This is a genomic window from Rhodopseudomonas palustris, from assembly GCF_003591005.1.
GTDB lineage: Bacteria > Pseudomonadota > Alphaproteobacteria > Rhizobiales > Xanthobacteraceae > Rhodopseudomonas > Rhodopseudomonas palustris_K.
In genome coordinates this window covers 87,712-114,706 of record NZ_QYYD01000019.1, presented here as the reverse complement: position 1 = coordinate 114,706, position 26,995 = coordinate 87,712, and the positions used below count along the sequence as shown (strand labels likewise).

The window sequence follows — 26,995 nt, the reverse complement described above, 5'->3', positions numbered from 1 at the left end:
GCGCGCGGTAAGGCGCGCGCCCCCATCTTCAGATCCACAGGTGCTAATCAGGCACCGCCAAAATCCTGGTTCTGGAGACCCTTGAATGACCGACACTCGCATCCAATCCCCCTCGCAGCCGTCCCGTCCGGCGGCTCGCCGATCCGTGTTCTCGGCCCGCAAGCTTGCGCTGATGGCCACGGTGGTGGCCGGCTTGGGAGCGGGCGCGTTCGGCTTGTCGCAGTCGCCGACCTCGGTCGACCTGTTCAGCACGCCCGCACATGCGCAGGTCGGCAACGAGGTTCACAAGGCGCAGCAGCCGGTCGGCTTCGCCGACATCGTCGAGAAGGTGAAGCCCTCGGTGATCTCGGTGAAGGTCAACATCGCCGAGAAGGTCGCGAAGAACGATGACCGTGGTGAGCGAGGCGAGGACTCGCCGTTCCCGCCGGGTTCGCCGATGGAGCGCTTCTTCCGTCGCTTCGGCGGGGAAATGCCCCCGGGCATGCGCGGACATCGCGGCGGCGGCGGCCCGATGACCGGGCAGGGCTCGGGCTTCTTCATCACCGCCGATGGCTATGCGGTGACCAACAATCACGTGGTCGACGGCGCCGACAAGGTCGAAGTCACCATGGACGACGGCAAGAGCTACAAGGCCAAGGTGATCGGCACCGATCAGCGCACCGACCTGGCACTGATCAAGGTCGAGGGCCGCACCGACTTCCCGTTCGCCAAGTTGTCTGAAGGCAAGCCGCGGATCGGCGACTGGGTGCTAGCGGTCGGCAATCCGTTCGGTCTCGGCGGCACCGTGACGGCCGGCATCGTCTCGGCCTCGGGCCGCGATATCGGCAGCGGTCCGTATGACGATTTCATCCAGATCGACGCGCCGGTGAACAAGGGCAATTCCGGTGGTCCGGCGTTCGACACCAATGGCGAAGTGATGGGCGTCAACACCGCGATCTACTCGCCGTCCGGCGGCAGCGTAGGTATCGCGTTCTCGATCCCGGCCACGACGGTCAAGCAGGTGGTGCAGCAGCTCAAGGACAAGGGCTCGGTCAGCCGCGGCTGGATCGGCGTGCAGATTCAGCCGGTGACACCTGAGATCGCCGACAGCCTCGGCTTGAAGAAGGCCGAAGGCGCGCTGGTGGCCGAGCCGCAGAAGGACGGCCCCGCCGCCAAGGCCGGCATCGAGTCGGGCGACGTCATCAAGGCCGTCAACGGCACTCCGGTGAAGGACGCCCGTGAACTCGCCCGCACCATCGGCGGCTTCGCGCCCGGAAACACGGTCAAGCTGACCGTGGTTCACAAGGGGGCGGACAAGGAGCTCAGCCTGACGCTCGGCCAGTTGCCGAACCAAGTCGAGGCCAAGGTCAATAGCGGCGATGACGACAGCGGCCGCAGCTCCGGCCGCGGCGACGAGGTGCCGAGGCTCGGCCTGACCGTCGCGCCGGCCGGCTCTGTTGCCGGCGCCGGCAAGGACGGTGTGGTGGTGACCGACGTCGATCCGAAGAGCGCCGCGGCCGAACGTGGCTTCAAGGAAGGCGACGTGATCCTCGAGGTGGCCGGCAAGAACGTCGCCAGCCCCGGTGATGTCCGTGAGGCGATCAACACCGCCAAGGCCGACAACAAGAACAGCGTGCTGATCCGGGTCCGCTCGGGTGGTTCGTCACGGTTCGTCGCGGTGCCGATCTCGGCCAAGGGTTAAGACCCCAGGCTGACCGATCGTCGCTGCAGAGTTGGAGAGTGTCGCCGGCAACGTCGCCCCCGCCGACGGCCTTTCCAGGGGACGGGTGAATAACTCGTCCCCGCCCTCTACCTTCCGGCAGGAGTAAGCCCCCCTCCGTCGGAAGGACTAGGCGGGCGGTGGAGTTCCCCCAGCTCCATCGCCCGCTTCCATGTCCGGCGGGCACAACCTGCCGCCTTGCATGGAGGCTGAAGTCCCGCCATGGTGCCAGAAACCGTCAAGCCTTCGAGCGAATCCGAATCCAATATGCGCCTGCTGATCATCGAGGATGACCGCGAATCCGCCGATTATCTGGTGAAGGCGTTTCGTGAAGTCGGCCATATCGCCGATCTCGCCAGCGACGGCGAGGAGGGGCTCGCACTCGCCGACAGCGGCGACTACGACGTGCTGGTGATCGACCGCATGCTGCCGAAGCGCGACGGCCTGTCGGTGATCGGCACGCTGCGCGACAAGGGCAACCGCACCCCGGCGCTGATCCTCTCCGCACTCGGCCAGGTCGACGACCGTATCAAGGGCCTGCGCGCCGGCGGCGACGACTATCTGCCGAAGCCCTATGCCTTTGCCGAACTGCTCGCCCGTGTCGAGGTGCTGTCGCGCCGCCATGGCGGACCGGCCGAGGAAACCAGCTACCGCGTCGGCGATCTCGAGCTCGACCGGCTGTCGCACCGCGTCACCCGCGGCGGCGAGGAGCTGACGCTGCAGCCGCGCGAATTTCGGCTGCTCGAATATCTGATGAAGCACGCCGGCCAGGTGGTGACCCGCACCATGCTGCTGGAGAACGTCTGGGACTATCACTTCGATCCGCAGACCAACGTCATCGACGTCCACATCTCCCGCCTGCGCGCCAAGATCGACAAAGGCTTCGACCGGCCGCTGCTGCACACCATCCGCGGCGCGGGGTATATGATCCGTGACGGCATTCGGTAAACTGATCCGAACCACGGCGTTTCGGCTGACGCTGGTCTATCTGTTTCTGTTCGGGTTGTTCGCGGCGTCGCTATTGGCGTATTTCGCGTGGAATACGCATCGGCTGATTACCGACCAGATCACCACCACGGTGGACGCCGAGATCGGCGAGATCGACGACATCTACACGCGGCGCGGTCTGCGCGGGCTGGTATTCACCATCGAGAACCGCGCGCTGCGGCCGGGCGCCAACCTTTATCTCGTCACCACGCCGGCAGGGCAGGCCGTCGCCGGCAATGTCGGCGCGCTGGCGCCGGGGGTGATGAGCAAGACCGGTTGGACGGAAACGTTCTATCGGCGGCTCGATGACCAGGATCGCGGCAACCATCGCGCGCTGGTGCGGGTCAGCGAACTGACCAGCGGATTCCGTCTGCTGGTCGGGCGCGACCTCGAAGAGCGGCGACGGCTCAACAAGGTGGTGTGGTCGGCGGCGCAGTGGTCGATCCTGATTGTCGTGGTGCTCGGCCTCGGCGGCGGCATCTTTGCGGCGCGCCGCGTGCTGCGGCGGATCGATGCGATGACCGGCACGACGCAGCGAATCATGGCCGGTGACTTGTCCGGCCGGCTCCCGGTCGGCCGCAGCGGCGACGAGCTCGACCGGCTGGCGGAAAACCTCAACGCCATGCTGGAGCGGATCGAGGCGCTGATGAATGGCCTCAAGGAGGTCTCGGACAATATCGCGCACGATCTCAAAACGCCGCTGACCCGGCTGCGCAACCGCGCCGAGGAGGCGCTGGCGCTGTCCGGCAGCGAGGCCGACTACCGGGCGGCGCTGGAGCGCACCATCGAGGAATCCGACGGGCTGATCCGGACTTTCAACGCACTGCTGATGATCGCGCGCGCCGAATCCGGCCACGCCAGCGGCGAGATGGATTCGTTCGACGCCGCCGACATCGCCCGCGACATCCACGAATTGTACGAGCCGCTGGCCGAAGACAATGGCCTGAGGCTGGAGATAGCGGCCGAGCCGGCGCCGGTACGCGGCAATCGCGAGTTGATCAGCCAGGCGCTGGCAAATCTGGTCGAGAACGCGATCAAATACGGCCAGCCGCAACTGCCGCTGGCGGCGCCGGGCGCCGAGGCACCGGCTGCAACGCCCGACCTGGCGACGATCCTGATCGAAGCGCGGCGGGACGGCGATCAGGTGCTGGTCAGCGTCACTGATCATGGCCGGGGCATCCCCGAGGCCGACCGCAAACATGCGGTCGAACGGTTCGTGCGGCTCGAGGCCAGCCGGACGCTGCCGGGTTCCGGTCTCGGGCTCAGTCTTGCCTCGGCGGTGGCGAGACTGCATGGCGGCGACCTGCGGCTGTCCGATGCCGAGCCGGGTTTGCGCGCCACGCTTGCAATTCCGGCGCACACGGGCGAAGGACTGGTTTCAGCCACCCCAATCCCAGAACCGACGCCGGCATGACTTCTTCCGCGATCGACGCGGACATCTCACCCTCCGCACTGGCCGCGCGTTTCGCCGCCGGACCGCAGCTGCATGCGCCGGAGGAGGCCGCGAAACGTTTCGAGGACTGGCTGGCAGACATTCGCGCCGACCAGGCCGGCGCACTCCGCGCCATTGCCGACCGCCATCCTCTGATTCAGACGACGCTGCAGTCGATCGCCGAGGCCTCTCCCTATCTGTTCGATCTGATCCGCTCCGATCCAGCCCGGCTGCTGCGCCTGCTCCGATCCGATCCCGACCTCGGCTTCGCGACGCTGCTCGACAGCACCGCCGGCGCGGTTGCGGCTGCCACGGACGAAGCGGAGGTGATGACCATCCTCCGCAAGATGAAGGGCGAGGCGGCGCTGTCGATCGCGCTGTGCGACATCGGCGGGCTGTGGCCGGTGATGCAGGTCACGCAGGCGCTCACCGACCTTGCGGTGCAATCGGTGCAGATGACGCTGCGCTTCCTGCTGCGCCAGGAAGCGACGCGCGGCCGCATCGTTCCGCCGAACGGCGACGCGCCGGAGCAGGGCTCGGGCCTGGTCGTGCTGGCGATGGGAAAGATGGGCGCCGGCGAGCTGAACTACTCCAGCGATATCGACCTGATCGTGTTCTACGACCTGGACGCGCCGACGCTCGCGCCGGACATCGAGCCGCAGCCGTTCTTCGTGCGGGTGACGCAGGGGCTGAGCCGTATCCTGCAGCAGCGCCGGCACGACGGCTATGTGTTCCGCGTCGATCTTCGGCTGCGGCCCGATCCGGCGTCGACGCCGGTGGCGCTGTCGACAGTGTCGGCGCTGAACTACTACGAACGCGAAGGCCGCACCTGGGAACGCGCCGCCATGATCAAGGCGCGCGCCTGCGCCGGCGATCTCGTCGCGGGGGAGGCGCTGCTCGGCGACATCGCGCCGTTCGTCTGGCGCAAGCATCTCGACTTCGCGGCGCTGTCCGACGTGCACGACATGAAGCGGCAGATGCAGACCTTCCGGGGCCAGACCGAGATCGCGGTCGAGGGCCACAACGTCAAGGTCGGCCGCGGCGGCATTCGCGAGATCGAGTTCTTCGCACAAACTCAGCAACTGATCGCGGGCGGCCGGCATCCGGAGTTGCGGGTGCGGCCGACGTTGGCGGCGCTCGACATTCTGGCCGCCCGCAACTGGATCACGTTCGAAGCGCGCGACGAACTGAGCCTGGCCTATCAGTTCCTGCGGCGCGTCGAGCATCGCATCCAGATGGTTGCCGACGAGCAGACCCACACGCTGCCCGACAGCGCCGACGGCATCGAGCGGTTCGCGCGCTTCTTCGGCTACGACAGCCGCGCCGCATTCGCGAGCGATCTGTTGGCGCATCTCGAATGCGTGCAGGGGCATTACGCCAAGCTGTTCGAAGGCGATCCGGCCGGCACCGTCAAGGAGCCGATCGACTACGCGGCGGGACCGGACGATACCCGGCTGCTCGATCACCTCGTCGGGCTCGGCTACAAGAAGCCGCTGATGGTGGCGACGACGCTGCAGCAATGGATGGCAGGCGGCTACCGCGTGCTCAAGGTCGAGGCGACGCAGCGCGCCTTCCGCGAGTTCGTGCCGGCGCTGGTCGAGGAGCTGGCGCGCGCCGAGGAGCCCGACACGGCAATCAATTCGTTCGACCGGTTGCTGCAGGCGCTGCATCGCGGCGGCCGGCTGATCTCGCTGCTGAGTCAGAATCGCGAATTGCTGACCTTGGTGGCGCTGGTGCTCGGCGCCGCGCCGCGGCTTGGCGACATGCTGGCGCGGCAGCCGCAGATCCTCGACGGGCTGATCGATCCGCGGTTCTTCGGCGCGATGCCCGACCGCGCCGAACTGTCGTCGCGTCTGGCGGCGACGCTGGCCGATGCCGGCTCTTACGAGGAATTTCTCGATCGGCTGCGGCTGTTCGGGCAGGAGAGCCTGTTCCTGATCGGCACGCGCATTCTGTCCGGTACGGTGTCGACCCAGCAGGCCAGCGTCGCCTTCGCCGATGTCGCCGAGGGCATCGTCAGCACGGTGCACCAGCTGGTGAGCGAGCAATTCGCCTCGCAGTACGGCCGCATCAAGGGGCAGGAAACCGCGATCCTGGCGATGGGCAAGCTCGGCAGCCGCGAGATGACGGCGTCGTCCGATCTCGACCTGATCCTGATCTACGATTTCGATCACGAGCAGCCGGACAGCGACGGCGAACGATCGCTGCACGGCGCGCAGTACTTCGCACGCTTTACGCAGCGGCTGATCTCGGCGTTCACGACGCGAACGAATTATGGCGTATTGTACGACGTCGACATGCGACTGCGGCCGTCCGGGCGCGCCGGTCCGGTGGCGTCGCGGCTCGATGCGTTCGCCGAATATCAAGAGACCGAGGCCTGGACCTGGGAGCATCTCGCGCTCACCCGCGCCCGCGTGATCTCGGCCTCGCCGGAGTTCAGGTCCCGCATCGAGGACGTCATTCGCGCGGTGCTGACGCGGCCGCGCGACGCCACGATCATCGCCAACGACGTCGCCGAAATGCGTCAGGCGATCGCCCAGGAGAAGGGCGAGGACGACGTCTGGGATCTGAAATACGCGGCCGGCGGCATGGTCGATATCGACTTCATCGCGCAGTATCTGCAGCTCGTTCACGCTCAGCACAAGCCGGAGATCCTGGCGGTGAGCACGCTGGCGGCGATCGACAATGCGGCGCGGCTCGGGCTACTGGCGCAGGCCGACGCCGACGTGCTGCGCCCGGCGGCGCGGCTGTACCACGATCTGACGCAGATCCTGCGGCTGTGCGTCAGCGAGAAGTTCAAGCCGGAAGCCGCCGGCGACGATCTGCTGCGGGTGATGGTGCGGGCCGGCGATGCCCCGGACTTCTCATCGCTGCAAGCGCGGCTGAAAGAAACACAGGCCGACGTGCGTGCGATCTTCAACCGGCTGGTCGGCGGAGCGTAGGACGGCGCTAGAGCCGTTTTGCATTTAATAGAGCCACGCCGTCATCCTGAGAGCCTGGCTGGAAATGCGCGCTATCAAATCAGGCACTTTCTTATCCTCGCGTCATGCCCGGCCTTGTGCCGGGCATCCACGCCTTGCTGCCGTTACTGCATAAAAGGCGTGGATGGCCGGGACAAGCCCGGCCATGACGGCCTTTGGGAGTGAACTAACTGAATCTAAAGTGTGCCCGAGACTTCAGCCTCAGTTTTGAGTCAGACTCTCAGGTGCCCGCTGTACGTAAGCTGCGGGCCTCGAAGGAAGAGCCGCGAACAGCTTGACCGCATCCTTCGAGGCGCGCTACGCGCGCAGATCAGGATGACGACTCACGTGAGAGGCGTCGTCGCTTCGGTCAATCGATGAAGCGCTCTAGTTGGCGCTCGCAGCCGGGCCGAGGAGCGGTCCTACGGTCGGCGGCGTCTCGCAATCCATCGAGTACACCAATTCGCCGCTTGCCATTTGTCCAATCGGCTGGCACGGCGACGTATCGCTGATCGGCGCCGGTCTCTCGGCTGCGGCCAAACGCGCGCCGGGCATGTCGGCATCCCCGCGAAACGTCAGATATCCGACGCCGACAATGCCTCCGAGGACGGCCGCCCGGAGCGACCACGTCCCGATCTGATGGAAGATGGCACTGAAATCCATCGCGGCGACCTCCGTCGACAGGTCAGCCTCATACACAGGCTGCGGATGGCGGCACAAGACGGATTTTCGGCTAATCGCGGCGCCGACGAGGCCTTCGGCGTCAGGCCGCCAGCCGATGCCGGCGGCTGTTGCGCGGCAGCTTGACCATCACCACGGTGCCGGCGCCGAGCGTCGAGCGTAGTCGCATCGAGCCGCCGTGCAGCGTCGTCAGCGACTTGGCGATCGCGAGCCCGAGGCCGGAGCCGTGATAGCTCTTGGTGAGCTGGCTCTCGACCTGCTCGAACGGCTGGCCCAGCCGGCGCAGCGAATGTGGCGCGATGCCGATGCCGGTGTCGGCGATCATCAGCACGATGGAATCGCGACGTGTCCGGCTGCGGACGTTGACGCTGCCGCCGTCCGGCGTGAACTTCACGGCGTTCGACAGCAGATTGATCAGGATCTGCTTGATGGCGCGGCGATCCGCCACGATCGGGATATCGGCCTCGATATCCGAGCGTAGATCGAGGTTCTTATTGTGGGCGCGGCCGGCGACCACCTTGAGCGACTCGCCGAGGGTGCGGGCGAGGTCGAGCTCTTCCAGTTCCAGCCGCATCCTGCCGGCCTCGATCTTCGACATGTCGAGGATGTCGTTGATCACCTCCAGCAGGTAGTGGCCGCTGGTCATGATGTCGTGGCAGTATTCCTGATACTTCTCGGACCCGAGCGAGCCGAACATCCCGCTGCCCATGATTTCCGAAAAGCCGATGATCGCATTCAGCGGCGTGCGCAGTTCGTGGCTCATGTTGGCCAGGAACTTCGATTTGGTCTGGTTGGCTTCCTCGGCGCGGGTCTTTTCGTCTGAGTACTTCTTCGCGAGGTCGGCCAGTTCGATCGCCTGCCGCTCGAGCTTCACCTGAGAGATTTTCAGATCGGCGACGGTGGCGCGCAGCCGCAGATCGTTGTCGACCAGTTTCTGTTCGTGCGCCTTGATACGGGTGATGTCGGTGCCGACCGCGACATAGCCGCCGTCCTTGGTGCGGCGTTCGCTGATGTGCAGCCAGCTGCCATCGTCGAGCTGCGCCTCGAAGGTTCGCGCGCCCGGGGCGGAGCCGCCGCGGTCGCCGAGCCGGGTGCGAATTTCCGGCATGCGGCCGACTTCGATCACCGTCTCGTACGAGGTGCCCGGCGCGACCGCGGAGTCCGGCAGCTTGTGCAGGCGCTGGAAATGCGAGTTGCACAGCACCAGGCGATTATCGGCATCCCACAACACGAATGCTTCGGGGATGGTCTCGATCGCGTCGCGCAGCCGCAGATCGGCTTCGACAGTGCGCTCCGCGAGGCTCTTCTGCTCGGTGATGTCGACCGCAATGCCGATCAGATGTTTGTTCTCGGTCAGCGTTTCCTGGCTCAGTTCGCAGCGCATCCGCAGCCAGATCCAGTGGCCGTTGGCGTGCCGCATCCGGAAGCTGTGATCGATGTGGTCGGCATTGCCGGCGATCAGCTGGTCGCCGAGCGCGAACAGGTCGATGTCCTCGGCGTTCACCCGCGCGTTGACTTCGCCGAAGGTGAGCAGATCGCTGCGGCTTTCCAGCCCGAGCAATTCGAACATCGACTGCGACCAGAAGATCCGGCCGCGCGACAGATCCCAATCCCACAGCCCGCAGCGGCCGCGATTGAGGGCGGTGTCGATCCGACTGCGCACGGCATCGTTGATCAGGTCGCCCTCGCGGGCGCGGGTGGACTGCCAGTGAAACGCGAATCCGAGGATCAGCACGACGAAGCCGGTGGTCGCCGACAGCGTGATCTGCAGCGCCGCATCCGAGCGTAGGAACGAGCTGGTGTCTTCCTGAATGACGATGACCTGGCCGGGCAGCGACTTGACGGTGTGCAGGGTCGCCAGCGCCGAGGCTCCGCCGGGCAGAATGATTTCGCTGACGGTGCCTTGCTGGGCGGAGCGCGTCAGCGGTGGGGCGGCGCTGATGATCTCCAGAAATCTGTTGGCGGCGAGCGCGCTGTCGTCTCCGGGCACGCGAGCCAGCACGCGTTGATCGACGCCGGTAACGATCACGTGGCGGCCTGCCGCGATTCCCCATGACGGTATCAGTCCGGGGAGGAGGCCCTGAAGGCGCTCGAGCGAAGCGGGACGATCGAGGCGCACGACGCCGATATGTTCGAGCCGTTCTGCGAGGAGGTCGGCGAGGGCGCAGAGGTCGCGATTGAGCGCCGCGCGCTTCTGCCGAGACTGATCGATCACTTGCACGGCCGCGCCGAAGCAGATCGTGACAAGGAAGGCGATGATCAGGATCGGTACGGCGCGGCGGAGCACCGGCTCGGCCGTCAAGAGCCGATGGTAGGCCGGTTTAGCGATCGACTGCGCCAATCCTTTGATCGAATCGGATTGAGCGCAGGCGTTCGCCGCCTGCACGCGCGCCATCCCGTGGCCCCCAGAAATGTTTGTCAGCACCCCGTTCGAACTGCGTTTCGCGGTTCGAATCATAGAGCTGATTTGAATCCACTTTTCCGGGGCTGTCGAGAGTCAACGATTCGGCGGATCGGAAAATTTCTTATCCAAAGATGAATCGCATGCTCATTTGTGCGTGAGCCGAGTCCGAAACGAGAACGAAGACTCGTAGTTCGTGCAGGCGCAAATTTTTCAATCCGCGTTGGGTGGCTCGGCGTGACTGATCACCCGCTTCACCGTCGGGAAATCCCGGCGCAGCCGTCGTTCCATTCTATCGACATGCTCGTGCACTGCGATGACGCTGAGCGATGGATCGGCATAGCAGTGGAAGTTGACGATCTCACCAGCCTCGGTGTCGCGGACCCGGACGTTGTGGACGTTGTAGATCACGCCGTCGCTGGCGAGCTTGACCAGCGCGGTACGGATCTCCTCGGTGCGCTGTGGTACGGCATCGGAGCCGTGCGGCATCTCCGGCTCGAGCGGTTCGATATGCGTCTCGACTTCTACGTCGGTGCCGAAATCGTCGCGGATGTGGCGCTCGAGTTCATGGGCGATGTCGTGCGCTTCGATCAGCGGCATGTTGCCGTCGACCTCGAGGTCGATGCTGACGGTGATCTTGCAGCCGAGGTCGTGCACGGTGACGTGGTGGATGGCGAGGCCGGAGTTGCGCGCGATCACCATCACGCGCTCGCACACCGTCTCGTTGTCACGCGCGACCGGGACCGCCGTGAAGGTGAGGTCGGCGTCGTCGTAGACCTGCTTCAAGGCCTCGTCGGCGCGCCGCTTGATTTCGTCGATGCGATCGATCGGATAGGTGCGCGGCACCTCGACCAGCGCGTCGATGAAATGCGTCGGGCCGACCATGCGGGCGCGCAGCCGCGGGATGCCGACCACGCCCGGCACGGCGCTGATAACATCGCGCGCCTTCTCCGAGACGCCTTCAGGTGCGCGGTCGAGCAGCGTCTGGATCGTCGAGCGGCCGAGCCGCAGGCCGAGGATCGAGATCATCACCGCTACGCCGATCGCAGCGGCGGCGTCGCCCCACTGGAAACCCATCGCCGACAGCGACAGTCCGGCGATCACCGCGAACGAGCCCAGGACGTCGGACGAGAAGTGCAGCGCGTCGGCGGCCAGCGCCTGGCTCTTGGTCGCGACCGCGGTCCGATGCAGCGCCCAGGCGCGCCAGGAGTTCACCACGATGTCGACGCCGAGAATGCCGAAGGCGAGCCAAGAGAACGCCGGCGGCGGCGCGCCCTCGCGCAGCCGGCTGGTGGCCTCGACCAGAATGCCGCCGGCCAGCACGTAGAGCAGGGCGATCACGCCCAGCGCCGACAGGCTCTCGATCTTGCCATGGCCGTAATGATGCGCGTCGTCGGCCGGCCGGTCGGAGACCCGCACCACCAGCCAGGTGATGATGGTGGCGACGAGATCGATCGAGCTGTGCAGCGCTTCGGAGATCAGCGCCAGCGAACCGATGGCGATGCCGATGGCGAATTTCGCCGCGGCCATGCTGGCACTCGCCAGCACGGATACCGCAGCCACACGCGATTTGGTGCTGGCGTAGTTAGTCATGGCGCGGGGTTTAGCAGCCCGCTTCCGAACATAAAAGCCGCGGTCGCCACCGCCCCCCTCGCAATTGCGCGAGGCGTGCAATTGCGAATTAGTCGTATTTAGGAGGGCGGGAGACGGTCATTGAGCCGTTACAGCGACACGACGATTTTGCCGAGATGCCGGTTGGCTTCCATGTGGGCGAAGGCTTCGCCGATCTCGGCGAACGGGAACACACGGTCGAGCGGCAGCGTCAGCTTGCCAGTTTCAATCGCCGTCCAGACGTCGCCGCGCACCTGCCGGAAAATCTCGCGGATTTCCTCGATGCTGCGTGACCGGAAGGTGACGCCGACATAGTCGATGCGCCGCGCCGCGTGCAGGTCGAAATTGAAATCGGCGTGGGTGCCGCCGAGCCGGCCAACATTGACGATGCGGCCGAGCACCCGCGTCGCGGCGAGGTTCTGGTTGGCCACCGAACCGGAGATCTGGTCGATGATCAGGTCGACGCCGGCGCCGCCGGTGGCGGCCAGCACCTGATCGATCCAGCCGGGCGACGACGAGTCGATGGCGAGGTCGGCGCCGAATTCATGCAGTCGATCGCGTCGGGTCTTGTCGGTCGACGAACCGATCACCAGGCGCGCGCCCTTGAGCTTGGCGATCTGCAGCGCAATCAGGCCGACGCCGGAGCTGGCGCCCTGGATCAGCACGGTCTGGCCGGCGCGCAGCTTGCCGACGGCGATCAGCGCGTTGTGCATCGTGGTCAGCGCGACCGGCAGGGTGGCGGCCTGCTCGAAGCTCATGCCGTCCGGAATCGGGAACAGCCGGCCGTGGTCGGCGAGGGTGTACTCGCCGAACGCCGCGGTGCCCGAGCCCATCACCCGGTCGCCAATCTGGCAGCCGACGGCCTCGTCGCCGAGCGCCTCGATCTCGCCGGCCCATTCCATCCCCAGCACCGTGCCGGCGCCGCCCGCGGAGCCATGTGCGGCGCCTTTGGTCATGGCGAGATCGGCGCGGTTGAGGCCGCAGGCGCGGACGCGGATCAGCACCTGCGGTCCGGTCGGCACGGGCTTGTCGACGTCGGTGATGGCGGCGCCGTTGGCGCCGTAGACATAGGCCTTCATCTTCTGCTTTCCCGTGCCGTCGCTGGTCGCGGCAACTACTCCGCCGCCTGCCGCGCGCCACCCGATAGCATCGATTCCAGCCGGGCGCGAATGATCGCTTCGGCCTCGCGCATGATGCGGGACACCAGCTCGCCGCAGCTCGGGATGTCGTGGATCAGGCCCTGCACCTGGCCGGCCGACCACACGCCCTCGTCGGTATCGCCGTTGACATAGACCATCTTGCCGCGCGCGCCGGCGACCAGTTCTCGCACCTGTTCGAAGGTCGCGCCCTGCTTCTCCAGCGCGATCACCTGTTGGCTCACCGCGTTTCGGGCGACGCGCGAGGTGTTGCGCATGGTGCGGAAGATCAGGTCGGTCGAGCGCTCGTCATTGGCGACGATCTTCTCTTTCACCGCCTGATGGATCGGGCTCTCCTTGGTGCACATGAAGCGCGTGCCCATGTTGATGCCGTCGGCGCCGAGCGCCAGCGCCGCGACCAAGCCGCGCGCATCGGCGAAGCCCCCCGAAGCGATCATCGGCACTTTGATCTTGTCGGCGGCGGCCGGGATCAGGATCAGGCCGGGGGTGTCGTCTTCGCCGGGATGGCCGGCGCATTCGAAGCCGTCGATCGAGATGCCGTCGACTCCCATTCGCTCAGCCGACAGCGCATGGCGGACGCTGGTGCATTTGTGCAGCACCTTGACGCCGGCCTTCTTGAATTCGTCGACGTGTTCCTGCGGCTTGTTGCCGGCGGTCTCGACGACCCTGACGCCGGCCTCGATGATCGCCTGGCGATACTCGGCATAGGGCGGCGGCTTGATCGCCGGCAGGATGGTGAGGTTGACGCCGAACGGCTTGTCGGTGAGGTCGCGGCAGCGCGCGATTTCCTTGGTGAGATCCTCCGGCGTCGGCTGCGTCAGCGCAGTGATCATGCCGAGCGCGCCGGCATTGGCGACCGCCGCCACCAGCTCGGCACGGCCCACCCACTGCATGCCGCCTTGCACGATCGGATGCTCGACGCCGAAGGCTTCGGTGAAACGGGTCTTGATCATGATTGGAGTCCTCGGACGTTCGCGGCGCCGCACGCGCCTGTTGCTGTTATGGTGCGCGCGCAGGATGCCGAAACGGGCCGCAAATGTCCAATGCGGCGGGCACACTGCCTCACCGCAACACCAATAGCCCTTCCGCGAGGCGAACCACCCCTCCGCGAGTCATTCCGGGGCGCTCGCACTTGCGAGCGAACCCTGAATCTCGATGTGCCAGACAACGTCTGGATTTCGGGTCCGCGAACTGCGTCCGCGCCCCGGAATGACGTGCCTGGGGCTGGGATGACCGCGCGCGTGGGAGCGCGAAGCGCGCGGCTGCGTCAGCCTTTCACCACCTGGCGGAATTCGTTGTGAAGTTCGCCGATGCCTTCGATGGCGATGGTGACGCTGTTGCTGGCTTCCTTCATCACGCCGACGCCGACTGAGGTGCCGCAGCAGATCAGGTCGCCAGGCTCCAGCGTCATGTCATGCGACAGCAGGCTGACCAGCTTGTGCGGCTGGAAGATCATGTCGGCGACCGGATAGTTCTGCCGCTCGGCGCCATTGAGGATGGTGCGGATCGACAGTGTGGCCGGATCGAGCCCGGTGGCGATCGCCGGGCCGAACGGGCCGAAGCCGTCAAAGCTCTTGGCGCGCGCCCATTGCGGGAAGCTCGGGTCGCGGTTGAGGATATCGGCCGCGGTGATGTCGTTGACGCAAGTGTAGCCGAAGATGTGCGACGCGGCCTCGGCCTCCGAGATATTCGTGCTGCGTTTGCCGATGACGATGCCGAGCTCGCCTTCGTACACGACCTTGCCGTCGTAGGAGGCGGGGCGATTGACCACCGCACCATGCGCCGCGACGCTGGTGGTCGCTTTGAGGAAGTACAGCGGCTCCGGCGGAATCGACTGATTGAGCTTCGCCGCCAGCGCGCGAAAATTATTCCACAGCCCGATGATCTTGCCCGGCGCGCAGGGGCTGAGCAGCTCGACGTCGCCGAGCTGCAGCGTCTGGCCGGTCGGCTTGTTGGCGCCGAACATGTCGCCGTCGTGCACGGCGATATCGGAATGCGCGATGGTGCCGAACCCGATCGCGCCATTGACGCGGAAACGAACCCATTTGGTCACGGCGAAGGTCTCCTTAAAGCAATGTGGGGTGTCGTCAGCTGCACCACGCCAATGTTCGTCATTCCGGGATGCGCCCCGTCTTCGGGGCGCAGGCCCGGAATCCATACTTGGCGGTGCTTATGGATTCCGGGCTCACGCTTCGCGCGCCCCGAAATGACAAAAGTGAGGGCGGAGGACGGCGGGCACTTCTTGTTTAGTACAACCCCGCCACCTTGGCGCGCTGGATCACCAGGCCGAGCACGGCGTCGATCGCCGGGGTCGGGATGCCGGTCATCTTGCCCATCTCCTGCACCACGGTGACCAGCGGGTCGATCTCCATCGGCCGGCCGCGTTCGAGGTCCTGCAGCATCGAGGTCTTGTGCGCGCCGACCTTGCGGGCGCCTTCGATGCGGCGCTCGACGTCGACGCGGAATTTGACGCCGAAGGTCTCGGCGATCTGCTGCGCTTCCAGCATCATCGCCTTCGACAGCGCCCGCGTCGCCGGATCGGAGGCGATCACGTCGAGCGTGGCGTGGGTGAGGGCGCTGATCGGATTGAAGCAGACATTGCCCCACAGCTTCAGCCAGATTTCGTCGCGGATGCGGTCGAGGATCGGGGCCTTCAGGCCGGCGGCTTCGAGCAGCTTTGACAGGTTCTGCACGTCCGCGGTGGTCTCACCGGAAGCTTCACCCACCGGGAATTTGTCGCCATAGACATGGCGCACCACGCCCGGGCCTTCCAACTCGGTCGCCGGATAGACGATGCAGCCGATGCCGCGCTCGGGGCCAAGCTCGTTCCACTGCCGGGCGCCCGGATCGATGCTCTCCAGCGTGCGACCTTCGAACTGATTGCCGTGCTTGTAGAAGTACCAATACGGCACGCCGTTGACCGCGGTGACGATGCGAGTGTGCGAACCGAGCAGCGGCTTCATCGCGTCGATCGCGCCGGTGATCGAATGCGCCTTGAGGCAGATGATGACGAAGTCCTGCACGCCGAGCTCGGACGGGGTGTCGGTGGCCTTGACCTTGACGACGCGCTCTTCGTCGCCGATCAGCAGCTTGAGGCCTTTGTCCTTCATGGCTGCAAGGTGGGCGCCGCGCGCCACCAGGCTGACATCGGCGCCGGACTGGGCGAGCTGAACGCCGAGATAACCGCCGATCGCGCCGGCGCCATAGATACAAACCTTCATCGAATTTCCTGGGCTCAACGCCAGACCATCTGGCGATCGTGGAAGTTGCACCCGCGAACGACGCGGTGCGGTGGTTTATCGGTCGGATCGGCGCAGGGTTCAAGCGCGCGATCCTCATGCGGCTATTCGTAGTCGGGACCGGCCGGCCGCGGGCGGCCGGAGGTCGCGGTCCGCAGCCTGGCGTAGCCGGCGTTGATCGGCGACCAGAACAGGGCGATCAGCCCAAGCGCCATGATGGTGCCGACCAGCCCGTTGGAGAAGAACACGCCCAGCGCGCCCTGCGAGGCCAGCAGCGACTGCCGGAACGCCTCCTCGGCCTTGTCGCCGAGCACGATGGCGAGCACCAGCGGCGCCAGCGGATAATCGCATTTCTTCAACAGATAGCCGATGACGCCGAACACCATCATCAGCATCACGTCGAAGGTCGAGTTGTGCACCGAATAGGCGCCGATGGCGCACAGGACGAGGATCAGCGGTGCGACGATGCTAAAAGGGATCCGCAGGATCGCCGCGAAGATCGGCACGCAGGTCAGCACGATCAGCAGGCCGACGACGTTGCCGAGATACATCGAGGCGATCAGCCCCCAGACGAACTCCTTCTGCTCGACGAACAGCATCGGGCCCGGCTGCAGGCCCCAGATCAGCAGCCCGCCGAGCAGCACCGCGGCGGTCGGCGATCCCGGCACGCCGAGCGACAGCATCGGCAACAGCGCGGCGGTACCGGCGGCATGCGCCGCAGTCTCAGGTGCAATCACGCCTTCGATCTCGCCGTGTCCGAAATTCTTGCCGTTCCGGGACACACGCTTGGCTATGCCATAGCTCATGAACGAGGCGGGCGTTGCGCCTGCGGGGGTGACGCCCATCCAGCACCCGATCACACTGGAGCGCAGCGACGTCATCCAGTAGCGCGGCAGTTCCTTCCAGGTGTGCAACACGACGCGCAGGTTGATCTTCGCCTTGCTGCCGCGAAAGCTCAGACCGTCCTCCATCGTCAGCAAAATCTCGCCGATGCCGAATAGGCCGATCACCGCGATCAGAAAATCGAAGCCGTTGAGCATCTCGGTGAAGCCGAAGGTCAGCCGGAGCTGCCCGGTCATCGAATCCAGCCCCACGGCAGCGAGTGCGAAGCCGAGCATCATTGCCGCCACTGTCTTGAACGGTGGTTCCTTTGACAGCCCGACGAAACTGCAGAAGGCCAAAAAATACACCGCGAATTTCTCGGCCGGACCGAACTCCAGCGCGAACCGCGCCACCAGCGGCGCGACCAGCGTGATCATGACGATCGCGAACAGCGCGCCGACGAAGGACGAGGTGAAGGCGGCGGTCAGGGCCTCGCCGGCCTTGCCTTTCTGCGCCATCGGATAGCCGTCGAAGGTGGTCGCGACCGACCATGGCTCGCCCGGGATGTTGAACAGGATCGACGTGATCGCACCGCCGAACAAGGCGCCCCAATAAATACAGGACAGCATGATGATCGCCGAGGTCGGCGGCATGCTGAAGGTCAGCGGCAACAGAATGGCGACGCCGTTGGCGCCCCCGAGGCCGGGCAGAACCCCGATGATGACGCCCAGCACGATGCCGATGATCATCACCAGGATGTTGAACGGCATCAGCGCGACGGCGAAGCCGTGGAACAAGTTGGTGAGCTCTTCCATCGTGGAGGGTCCTGACTACGAGGGCATCAAAGCGGTTTCAGGCGAAGCAGCGTGGTCCGGCTGAAGAACCCGAACTCAACGACTAGAGGCCGAGCAAGTCCTCGAGCGGACCTTTCGGGAGAGGGACCAAAAACCAGCGCTCGAACACCAAATAGGTGATCACTGGCGCTCCGATCGCGACGGCCAGCACGGTCAGCCAGCGATACTTGCCGAGCCAGCGCATGAACCAGCCGATGAACAGCGCGGACGACACGTACAGCCCGATGAACGGCATCGCGCCGACGAACAGCGTGCTCGGGATCAGCACGCTCATGACGTGGCCGAGCTGGCTCCATTCGGCGAACAGATGATGATGGCGGGCGCGAAGGGCGGATATCAGATTGACCACGCTGGCGCCAACGATCGACAGCCCGATATAGAATGGAAAGAAGCCGGCCCGCGGACCTTCCGCGCCCCAGCCGATCCCGGCCTTGATACTGCCGATAATGACCACCACGCCGGTGGCGCCGATCAGCAGTGCGACGCCGGCTTCCACAAGCTTTTGCGAAGGACCGAGATTTCCGTCAGTCGATGCAGCCATAAGAATGTTCCGCAGAGAAGAGACATCGGCGATCGCGACGCGCCTGAGCGACGTCGACGCCTGGCGGTTGAGCCGTCAGTTTCCTTGCGCCAGGAAGCCTGCCTCGCGCATCAGCGTCTCGTGACGCTTGTCCTCTGTCTCGACCCATTTGGCGTAATCGGGGTCGGTCATGAAAGTGGTGTTGAACGCACCGCTCTTCATGAAGTCCTTCCACTCGGGCGTGTCGCGCACCTTGTTGATCAGGTCGATGTAATAAGCGACCTGATCGGGCGTTGCCTTTGGTCCCATGAAGATGCCGCGCAACATCAGGTATTCGATGTCGAGCCCCTGCGACTTGCAGGTGGGCACGTCTTTCCAGGCCTGGCCGTCGGCGACGGATTCGCTGTAGTCCATCGGCTTGCCGTCGAAGACGCACAGCGGTCGCACCTTGCCGCCGCGCCATTGCGCCACGGCTTCGATCGGATTGTTGACGGTGGCATCGACGTGGTTGCCGACCAGCTGAACGGCGACCTCACCGCCGCCTTTATAGGGGATATAGGTGAGCTTGGTACCTGTCGCCTTTTCCAGCGCGACGGTGATGATCTGGTCTTCCTGCTTCGAGCCGGTGCCGCCGATCTTGATGCTGCCGGGCGGGGCCGCCTTCACGGCTTCGACGAAGTCCTTGGCGGTTTTGTAAGGCTTATCGGCATTGACCCAGAGCACGAATTCGTCGAGCGCCAACATCGCGACCGGCGTGAGATCCTTCCATGTAAACGGAATGCCGGTGGCGAGCGGCGTGGTGAACAGGTTCGACAGCGTGATGATGATCTTGTGCGGATTGTTCGCCGCCGTCTTGAGGTCGAGGAAGCCTTCGCCGCCGGCGCCGCCGGACTTGTTGATCACGACAAGCGGCTGCTTCATCAGGTTGTACTTGGTGACGATGCCCTGCAGCGTGCGCGCCATCTGATCAGCGCCGCCGCCGGTGCCGGCGGGAACGATGAACTCCACCGGCCGGGTCGGCTGCCACGCCGCGGCTGCGGGCGTCATGATCCCGATGATAGAAATGACGGCAACAAGGCCGCACGCAAGACGAGACGCTCCACCCCTCATGCCTCTCTCCCATGAATATGATAGAGCCGATCTGAGCCGGCTTGTGCTTCTATGAGCATTTGCTTCGGCCGAATGTTTTCACTAACGGCGGAAGCAAGCAAACGAAATTGCTGGAATTCGATCGTCGACTGCGTAAAATTTTTCTGGGTGAACTATAAGATTTAGCAAGGGCGGCGACAGGCGTATTGCCTGTCGCCGAGTTGATTACTCCGCCGCCTGCTTGCGCGGCGGCGCGGTGGCGCCGGATTCGTGGATTTCGGCGACGTGGGCCTCGCTGAAGCCGAGCACGTCGCGCAGGATCTCGTCGGTGTGCTCACCGAGCAGCGGCGAGCGCTTCACCTCGGTCGGCGAGTCCGACAGCTTGATCGGGTTGCCGACCGACAGATACTTGCCGCGGGTCGGGTGATCGACCTCGACCACCGTGCCGGTGGCGCGCAGCGACTGGTCTTCGGCCAGTTCCTTCATCGACAGGATGGGGCCGCAGGGGATGTCGTCCTGGTTGAGGATCTCCATCGCCTCGAACTTGGTCTTGGTCATCGTCCACTGTTCGATGCGGGCGAAGATCTCGTTGAGACGCGACAGCCGGGCAGGGGGCGTCGCGTAGTCCGGGTGGGTCTTCCAGCCGGTCTCGCCGATCACGTCGCAGATCTTCTCCCACACCGGCGCCTGGGTGATGAAATAGATGTAGGCGTTCGGGTCGGTCTCCCAGCCCTTGCACTTCAGGATGCGGCCGGGCTGGCCACCACCGGAATCGTTGCCGGCGCGCGGCACCGCTTCGCCGAACGGGATGCCTTCGCCGAACTGGCTGTATTCCTTGAGCGGGCCATGGGCGAGGCGCTGCTGATCGCGCAGCTTGACGCGCGACAGATTGAGCACGCCGTCCTGCATCGCGGCGGTGACGCGCTGGCCGCGGCCGGTGTGCTGGCGCTGATACAGCGCGGTGACGATGCCGAGCGCGAGATGCAGGCCGGTGCCGCTGTCGCCGATCTGCGCGCCGGTGACCAGCGGCGGGCCGTCGCGGAAGCCGGTGGTCGAGGCGGCGCCGCCGGTGCACTGCGCGACGTTCTCGTAGACCTTGCAGTCCTCGTACGGACCCGGGCCGAAACCCTTGATCGACGCCACGATCATGCGCGGGTTGATCTCCTGGATCTTCTCCCAGGTGAAGCCCATACGGTCGAGCACGCCGGGGCCGAAATTCTCCACCAGCACGTCGCAGGTGCGGATCAGCGCGGTGAGGACTTCCTTGCCCTTCGGGTTCTTGGTGTCGAGCGTGATCGAGCGCTTGTTGTGGTTCAGCATGGTGAAATACAGGCTGTCCACTTTCGGGATGTCCTGCAGCTGACCGCGCGTGATGTCGCCAGTGCCGGGGCGCTCGACCTTGATGACGTCGGCGCCAAACCACGCCAGCAGCTGCGTGCAGGTCGGCCCGGACTGGACGTGGGTGAAGTCGAGGATACGAACGCCGTCGAGCGCCTTGGTCATAGTCCTACTCCTGTCATCGATGCGCGCACGCAGGGCGGCATCTTGTTCGTCGTTGCTTGGTCCGCCGTCAGGCGAACAACTCCTGGCCGTGCGCCTCGACGTAGTCGGCGAGGCGCAGCGTGTGATCGCGTGCGCGTTTTTCGGCGAGCTCGGTGTCGCGCTGTTCCAGCGCCTCGATCATCGCCAGATGTTCGGGCAGCGACGCGGCGATGCGTTCCTTGCGGCCGATGGTGAGCTGGCGATAGCCGCGCACGTGCAGCAGGATGTCGTCGGTCATGTCGACCAGCACCTGCGACTCGCTGAGCGAGATCAGCGCCTGATGAAACACGATGTTGGCGCGGGAATATTCCTCGATGTGATCCTGCGGAAGCCGGTCCGGCCCGAATTCCTTGAACACGTCGCGCAGCGCGGTGATGTCGCGCTTGCGAGCCATCGTGGTGATCAGCCGCGCCGCCATGCTCTCCAGCGCCGCCCAGGCTCGGATCATGTCGACGATCTCGGCCTTGGTCCGCCTCACCACGACGATGCCGCGGCGGGGCAGGGCTTTCACCAGCCCGTCCTGCTCGAGCATCGCGATCGCTTCGCGGATCGGCGTGCGGCTGACGCCCAGTTTGTCCGACAGCGCGCGCTCGTCGAGCATCACCGGCTCGGGCGTGGTGTAGATGTCCATCGTAAGGATGGCCTGCTTCAGCGCCTGATAGGCCTTGGCCTTGTAGCTGATCTCGGGCGCAAGCCGCGTCACCGCGAGATCCGGCTCGCGCACGACGTCGACAATCTTGGCCCGGGCGCGCGCGATCATCTCGGCAGTCGATCCTTACCTGTGTGTCCGCTTGCTCTGGCATACCAGATGCCAGGGGTCAATCTCCCAAAATACCCTTATTGAGCGGCGGCATTGCGCTGAGAAGGTTGCTGGTATGCCAAATTGCACCGTATTTTCGTTCTCCAGATGCGCTTCGAGGTAGTTGAAACGCCCAGCGGGACGGCGCGGCCAGCGCCGGCCCCAAACTAATCACCCGGCATGGGACATTGCATCCTGCGCTGCGGCATAAAGCCGTGCTGCGCCTGCTCACCTCGAGTTGACAGGATAATGCGCAACCACGCCGCGCTTGCGCGCGTTTCGTCCGGACTCTATCTTCGACTCATTGCGACGTCAGTTCTGCAATCCTCGGGAGGACCTCATGGCCTGGAAGAAACCTGCGATCGTCGAAATCTCCGTCGGCATGGAAATCAACATGTACGCCTGCGCGGTGCGCAAGTAACAGCCGCAGCACGGTTGTGAGTTCCGAGCAGTCGGCGTCCCGCGCCGGCTGCTTTGTTTTTTGGGGACGGAGGACTCAATGATGCGCGTCGTCGTGCTGGGCGCCGCGGCCGGAGGCGGGGTTCCGCAGTGGAATTGCGGATGCCCGGTGTGCCGTGCCGCTTTCGCCGATCCGGCGTTGCGACGCACCCAGGCGTCGGTGGCGGTCAGCGCCGATGGAGCGCACTGGTTCCTGATCAATGCCTCGCCCGATCTGCGGCAGCAGGTGATCGCGACGCCGCAACTGCATCCGAAGGACGGCGCGCTGCGCCACAGCCCGATCGCCGGCGTCATCCTCACCAATGGCGAAGTGGACGCGGTCGCGGGGCTGCTGTCGATGCGCGAAGGCTCGTCGTTCAGCATCTACGCGCATGCCAAGGTGCTGGCGGTGCTCCGCGCCAACAGCATTTTCAATGTCCTCAACGACCAATTGGTGCCGCGGCGGCCGATCGACATCGATCAGCCGTTCGAGCTTGCGCTGCCGGACGGCACGCCCTCAGGTCTCGTCGTCACCGCCTTCGCGGTGCCGGGCAAGGCGGCCTGGTATCTCGAAGGCCAGGTGCATCCCGGCGGTGATGCGGCGGACGGTGACACGCTCGGCCTGACCATCACCGATAAGGCGACCGGCACCGCGGTTCACGTGCTCACCGCCTGCGCGCGGGTGACGGACGAGCTCAAGGCACGGCTCGCCGACGCTCCGCTCGTGCTGTTCGACGGCACGGTCTGGCGCGACGACGAACTGATCGCCGCGGGCCTCGGCCATAAAACCGGGCAGGCGATGGGACATATCGCCATGTCCGGCGACGACGGCGCCATCGCCGCACTGCACGACCTCGGCATTGCGCAAAGGCTGTTCGTGCATATCAATAACTCGAACCCGGCGCTGCTGGCGGACACCGCCGAGCGCAAGGCCGTGGAGCAGGCGGGCTGGATGATCCCGCCCGACGGGATGGAGGTGACGCCGTGAACGCGATGACGGCCTTTTCGATCAACGGCGCCGCACCTCTGCAGAATGCGGAGGAGCTGGAAGCGGCGCTACGCCAGATCGGCGCAGCGCGCTATCACAATCTGCATCCGTTTCATCGCCTGCTGCACGGCGGCAAACTCAACAAGGGGCAGGTGCAGGCCTGGGCTCTCAACCGCTATTATTATCAGAGCACGATCCCGATCAAGGACGCGGTGGTGATCTCGCGTTTTCGCGACCGTGCGACCCGCGTCGAATGGCGCCACCGTATAGAGGATCACGACGGCGACCTCGGCAGCGAAGGCGGCATCGAGCGCTGGCTGAAGCTGACCGAAGGGCTCGGCCTCGACAGCGCCTATGTCGAGTCCACCGAGGGAATCCTGCCGGCGACGCGGTTCGCGGTGGATGCCTATGTGCATTTCGTCCGCGATCGGACGCCGCTGGAAGCGATCGCGTCGTCGCTGACCGAATTGTTTGCGCCCAACCTGCACGAAGAGCGCATCTCCGGCATGCTGGCGCATTACGAGTTCGTCAATCCGGAGATCATGAGCTACTTCAAGCGGCGGCTCGAACAGGCGCCGCGCGACGCGAATTTCGCGCTTGATTACGTCAAGCGCCATGCCACCACGCCGGCCGAACGCGAGGCGGTGTGCAACGCGCTCATTTTCAAGACCAACGTGCTGTGGGCGCAGCTCGACGCGCTGCATCACGCTTATGTCGACGGCCACATTCCACCCGGCGCCTTCGTGCCGCGGGCCGGGTGAGGCGGCGATGGCGCGCAACATCACCGTCAGCGAAGCCAGCCGGCCGATCCTGCCGCGCCACGCCAGGCTGCGCTTCGACGAGACGCGGCAGCGCTGGGTGATCCTGGCGCCGGAACGGGTGCTGGCGCCGGACGACATTGCGGTTGAAATCCTGCAGCTGTGCGACGGTGCCCGCAGCGTCGCCAGCATCGTCGATGAGCTCGCCGCCAAGTACACGGCCGACCGCACCGAGATCGGCGCCGATGTCGTGGCGATGCTGCAGGACCTTGCTGACAAAGGCTTCCTGACCGAAGCGCGGGAGCCGGCGCCATGAGCGACAGCGCGCTGACAACGGCGGCAGCCGGCGCAGCGGTGCTGGACAAGCCCGGCAGCGTTGCGGAGAGCTACGGCATTCCGCTCGCGGTGCTGCTGGAGCTGACGCATCGCTGCCCGCTGCAGTGTCCGTATTGCTCCAATCCGGTCGAGCTGGAGCGCGGCGGCTCTGAACTCTCCACCGACGAATGGAAGCGCGTGCTCAGCGAGCTCGCTGCGATCGGCGTGCTGCAGGTGCATTTCTCCGGCGGCGAGCCGACCGCGCGCAAGGACCTGGTCGAGCTGGTGCAGCACGCCAGCGACCTCGGCCTGTACACGAACCTGATCACGTCGGCGGTGTTGCTAACGCGCGAGCGCCTCGCGGCGCTGGCCGACGCCGGCCTGTGCCACGTCCAGATCAGTTTTCAGGGCAACGAGCCGATGCTTGCCGATCGCGTCGGCGGTTATGCCAACGGTCACGCCAAGAAGATCGAAGTCGCCCGCTGGACCCGCGAGCTCGATCTGCCGCTCACCGTCAATGCGGTGATGCATCGCCAGAACCTGCATCAATTGCCGGACATCATCGAGATGGCGGTGGGGCTCGACGCCGACCGGCTCGAAGTCGCCAACGTGCAGTACTACGGCTGGGCATTGAAGAACCGCGCCGCGCTGATGCCGACGCTGCAGCAGATCGAGGATTGCACGGCGCTGGTCGAAGCCGCGCGCGAGCGGCTGAAGGGCCAGCTTTCGATCGATTACGTCGTGCCGGATTACTACGCGCTGCGACCGAAGACCTGCATGGGCGGCTGGGGCCGGCAGTTCTTCAACATCTCGCCGAGCGGCAAGGTGCTGCCCTGTCACGCCGCAGAAACCATCACCGGGCTTACATTCGACTCGGTGCGCGGCGGAGCGTCGATCGCCGAGATCTGGCGCAATTCCGAAGCACTCAACCGCTATCGCGGCACCGGCTGGATGCAGCAGCCGTGCGCCAGCTGCGCCTTCAAGGAGATCGATTTCGGCGGCTGCCGCTGCCAGGCTTTTGCGCTGGCCGGCGACGCGGCCGCGACAGATCCGGCCTGCGCGCTGTCGCCGCTACACGAGCGTATCTTCAAGACGGCGGAAATCGAGGCGGAGCAGGGCGGCGAAAAGTTCGTCTATCGCAACTTCGCCGGCGGCACTGCGGAGCGCGAGTAGCACAGCCTCTCCCCGGTCATTCCGGGGCGCGCAGCGAAGCTGCGCGAACCCGGAATCTCAGGCGCGCAGTCTCAACCTCTCTTTCGTCATTCCGGATTGCGCGTAGCGCCAGTCCGGAATCCATACTCACTGACGTCGATTTGGGATCCGGACCCGGTGCATCACTAAACCGCGAACGCCGGGGATATGGATTCCGGGTTCGCGCTTCGTGCGCCCCGGAATGACGAACGTGAATGTCATTTCAAGGAGCGAAGCGACGAAGCAATCCAGCGCAGTGCTCGGAGCTGGATTGCTTCGCTTCGCTCGCAATGACGGGGAGAGGTTGGGGCGGGAACGCGCGCTCGCACGGTGCGATGAACGAGCGCGGCTTACTTAGAACACTACCACCGACCTGATCGACTTGCCCTCGTGCATCAGGTCGAACCCCTTGTTGATGTCCTCGAGCTTCAGCACGTGGGTGATCATCGGGTCGATTTCGATCTTGCCGTTCATGTACCAGTCGACGATCTTCGGCACGTCGGTGCGGCCGCGGGCGCCGCCGAAGGCGGAGCCTTTCCAGACTCGGCCGGTGACGAGCTGGAACGGGCGGGTCGAGATTTCCTTGCCGGCTTCGGCGACGCCGATCACCACCGAGACGCCCCAGCCGCGGTGGCAGGCTTCGAGCGCCTGACGCATGACGGTGGTGTTGCCGGTGCAGTCGAACGTGTAGTCGGCGCCGCCGTCGGTCAGGCTGACGAGATGCTGGACGATGTCGCCGTCGATGGTCTTCGGGTTGACGAAGTCGGTCATGCCGAAGCGGCGACCCCATTCGGCCTTGTCGTCGTTAATATCGACGCCGACGATCTTGTCGGCGCCGACCATCTTGGCACCCTGGATGACGTTGAGGCCGATGCCGCCGAGGCCGAACACCACGACGTTCGAGCCGGGCGTCACCTTGGCGGTGTTGACCACGGCGCCGACGCCGGTGGTGACGCCGCAGCCGATGTAGCAGCTCTTGTCGAACGGCGCGTCGTCTCGGATCTTGGCAACCGCAATCTCGGGCAACACGGTGAAGTTCGAGAACGTTGAGCAGCCCATGTAGTGGAAGATCGGCTGGCCCTTGTAGGAAAAGCGCGAGGTGCCGTCGGGCATCAGGCCCTTGCCCTGGGTGGCGCGGATCGCGGTGCAGAGGTTGGTCTTCTGGCTCAGGCAGCTTTTGCACTGCCGGCACTCCGGCGTGTACAGCGGGATGACGTGATCGCCGACTTTCACGGAGGTTACGCCGGGGCCGACCTCGCGGACGATGCCGGCGCCCTCATGGCCGAGGATCGACGGGAAGATGCCTTCCGAGTCGAAGCCGTCGAGCGTGTAGGCGTCGGTATGGCAGATGCCGGTCGCTTTGATCTCGACAAGGACCTCGCCTGCCTTCGGCCCTTCGAGATCGACTTCGACGATTTCGAGCGGCTTCTTGGCTTCGAACGCGACGGCGGCCCGTGTCTTCATGGCGATCCTCCTGGCAGGCAACATGCGATTGCCACCTGGTATCGCAAA

General features: G+C 65.2%; 21 protein-coding genes. 9 read left to right on the top strand and 12 right to left on the bottom strand.

Annotated features, from left to right (window positions below; genetic code table 11):
- Nucleotides 1-85: 85 nt before the first annotated feature.
- From D4Q52_RS18310 to D4Q52_RS18295, 4 genes are all read left to right on the top strand, one after another.
- Complete coding sequence (locus D4Q52_RS18310; RefSeq protein WP_119858004.1) at nt 86-1,681, top strand: Do family serine endopeptidase; 1,596 nt, start codon at nt 86-88, stop codon at nt 1,679-1,681.
- 285 nt (nt 1,682-1,966) lie between these two features.
- Nucleotides 1,967-2,647: a response regulator transcription factor gene (locus D4Q52_RS18305; protein ID WP_119858031.1), complete on the top strand. Its 681-nt coding sequence runs from the start codon at nt 1,967-1,969 to the stop codon at nt 2,645-2,647.
- Nucleotides 2,631-4,100 carry a sensor histidine kinase gene (locus D4Q52_RS18300; RefSeq protein ID WP_119858003.1) on the top strand — a complete coding sequence of 490 codons (1,470 nt, stop codon included), beginning with the start codon at nt 2,631-2,633 and terminating at the stop codon, nt 4,098-4,100. The genes D4Q52_RS18305 and D4Q52_RS18300 overlap by 17 nt, the downstream gene beginning before the upstream one ends.
- Nucleotides 4,097-7,060 carry a bifunctional [glutamine synthetase] adenylyltransferase/[glutamine synthetase]-adenylyl-L-tyrosine phosphorylase gene (locus D4Q52_RS18295; protein WP_119858002.1) on the top strand — a complete coding sequence of 988 codons (2,964 nt, stop codon included), beginning with the start codon at nt 4,097-4,099 and terminating at the stop codon, nt 7,058-7,060. Before D4Q52_RS18300 ends, D4Q52_RS18295 begins: the two co-directional genes overlap by 4 nt.
- Nucleotides 7,061-7,841: 781 nt before the next feature.
- Here D4Q52_RS18295 and D4Q52_RS18285 read toward each other — a convergent pair.
- From D4Q52_RS18285 to D4Q52_RS18235, 11 genes are all read right to left on the bottom strand, one after another.
- Nucleotides 7,842-10,154: a PAS domain-containing sensor histidine kinase gene (locus tag D4Q52_RS18285; protein WP_119858001.1), complete on the bottom strand. Its 2,313-nt coding sequence runs from the start codon at nt 10,152-10,154 to the stop codon at nt 7,842-7,844.
- 219 nt (nt 10,155-10,373) lie between these two features.
- Entirely contained in the window at nt 10,374-11,753 is a 1,380-nt protein-coding gene (locus tag D4Q52_RS18280; RefSeq protein ID WP_119858000.1) for a cation-efflux pump, read from the bottom strand.
- 128 nt (nt 11,754-11,881) lie between these two features.
- Complete coding sequence (locus D4Q52_RS18275; RefSeq protein WP_119857999.1) at nt 11,882-12,850, bottom strand: quinone oxidoreductase family protein; 969 nt, start codon at nt 12,848-12,850, stop codon at nt 11,882-11,884.
- A 35-nt stretch (nt 12,851-12,885) separates the two neighbouring features.
- Nucleotides 12,886-13,881, bottom strand: a complete 996-nt coding sequence (locus tag D4Q52_RS18270; RefSeq protein WP_119857998.1) for an NAD(P)H-dependent flavin oxidoreductase — start codon at nt 13,879-13,881, stop codon at nt 12,886-12,888.
- A 314-nt stretch (nt 13,882-14,195) separates the two neighbouring features.
- A complete protein-coding gene (locus D4Q52_RS18265) occupies nt 14,196-14,981 on the bottom strand; it encodes a fumarylacetoacetate hydrolase family protein (RefSeq protein WP_119857997.1) in 786 nt (261 codons plus the stop codon).
- A gap of 193 nt (nt 14,982-15,174) precedes the next feature.
- Complete coding sequence (locus D4Q52_RS18260) at nt 15,175-16,149, bottom strand: 2-dehydropantoate 2-reductase (RefSeq protein ID WP_119857996.1); 975 nt, start codon at nt 16,147-16,149, stop codon at nt 15,175-15,177.
- A gap of 122 nt (nt 16,150-16,271) precedes the next feature.
- Nucleotides 16,272-17,804, bottom strand: a complete 1,533-nt coding sequence (locus tag D4Q52_RS18255; protein ID WP_119857995.1) for a tripartite tricarboxylate transporter permease — start codon at nt 17,802-17,804, stop codon at nt 16,272-16,274.
- 82 nt (nt 17,805-17,886) lie between these two features.
- A complete protein-coding gene (locus D4Q52_RS18250) occupies nt 17,887-18,384 on the bottom strand; it encodes a tripartite tricarboxylate transporter TctB family protein (protein ID WP_119857994.1) in 498 nt (165 codons plus the stop codon).
- Between the two features lie 75 nt (nt 18,385-18,459).
- A complete protein-coding gene (locus D4Q52_RS18245; RefSeq protein ID WP_234831241.1) occupies nt 18,460-19,410 on the bottom strand; it encodes a Bug family tripartite tricarboxylate transporter substrate binding protein in 951 nt (316 codons plus the stop codon).
- 267 nt (nt 19,411-19,677) lie between these two features.
- Nucleotides 19,678-20,955 carry a formyl-CoA transferase gene (gene frc / locus D4Q52_RS18240; protein WP_119857992.1) on the bottom strand — a complete coding sequence of 426 codons (1,278 nt, stop codon included), beginning with the start codon at nt 20,953-20,955 and terminating at the stop codon, nt 19,678-19,680.
- A gap of 67 nt (nt 20,956-21,022) precedes the next feature.
- Nucleotides 21,023-21,754, bottom strand: a complete 732-nt coding sequence (locus D4Q52_RS18235; protein ID WP_119857991.1) for a GntR family transcriptional regulator — start codon at nt 21,752-21,754, stop codon at nt 21,023-21,025.
- Between the two features lie 379 nt (nt 21,755-22,133).
- Between D4Q52_RS18235 and pqqA the strand changes: the two genes are divergently transcribed.
- The 5 genes from pqqA (at nt 22,134) to pqqE (ending at nt 25,465) form a co-directional block, all read left to right on the top strand.
- Nucleotides 22,134-22,214, top strand: coding sequence for a pyrroloquinoline quinone precursor peptide PqqA (gene pqqA / locus D4Q52_RS18230; protein WP_054161083.1), 81 nt, complete (start codon nt 22,134-22,136; stop codon nt 22,212-22,214).
- A gap of 78 nt (nt 22,215-22,292) precedes the next feature.
- Nucleotides 22,293-23,219 carry a pyrroloquinoline quinone biosynthesis protein PqqB gene (gene pqqB / locus D4Q52_RS18225; protein ID WP_119857990.1) on the top strand — a complete coding sequence of 309 codons (927 nt, stop codon included), beginning with the start codon at nt 22,293-22,295 and terminating at the stop codon, nt 23,217-23,219.
- Nucleotides 23,216-23,980, top strand: a complete 765-nt coding sequence (gene pqqC / locus D4Q52_RS18220; protein WP_182915352.1) for a pyrroloquinoline-quinone synthase PqqC — start codon at nt 23,216-23,218, stop codon at nt 23,978-23,980. The genes pqqB and pqqC overlap by 4 nt, the downstream gene beginning before the upstream one ends.
- A gap of 7 nt (nt 23,981-23,987) precedes the next feature.
- On the top strand, nt 23,988-24,293 hold the full coding sequence (gene pqqD, locus D4Q52_RS18215; RefSeq protein WP_119857989.1) for a pyrroloquinoline quinone biosynthesis peptide chaperone PqqD: 306 nt from the start codon (nt 23,988-23,990) through the stop codon (nt 24,291-24,293).
- A complete protein-coding gene (gene pqqE / locus D4Q52_RS18210) occupies nt 24,290-25,465 on the top strand; it encodes a pyrroloquinoline quinone biosynthesis protein PqqE (protein WP_119857988.1) in 1,176 nt (391 codons plus the stop codon). The genes pqqD and pqqE overlap by 4 nt, the downstream gene beginning before the upstream one ends.
- A 372-nt stretch (nt 25,466-25,837) precedes the next feature.
- Here the strand turns inward: pqqE and D4Q52_RS18205 are convergent, their stop codons facing one another.
- On the bottom strand, nt 25,838-26,947 hold the full coding sequence (locus D4Q52_RS18205) for an S-(hydroxymethyl)glutathione dehydrogenase/class III alcohol dehydrogenase (protein ID WP_119857987.1): 1,110 nt from the start codon (nt 26,945-26,947) through the stop codon (nt 25,838-25,840).
- Nucleotides 26,948-26,995 lie beyond the last annotated feature (48 nt).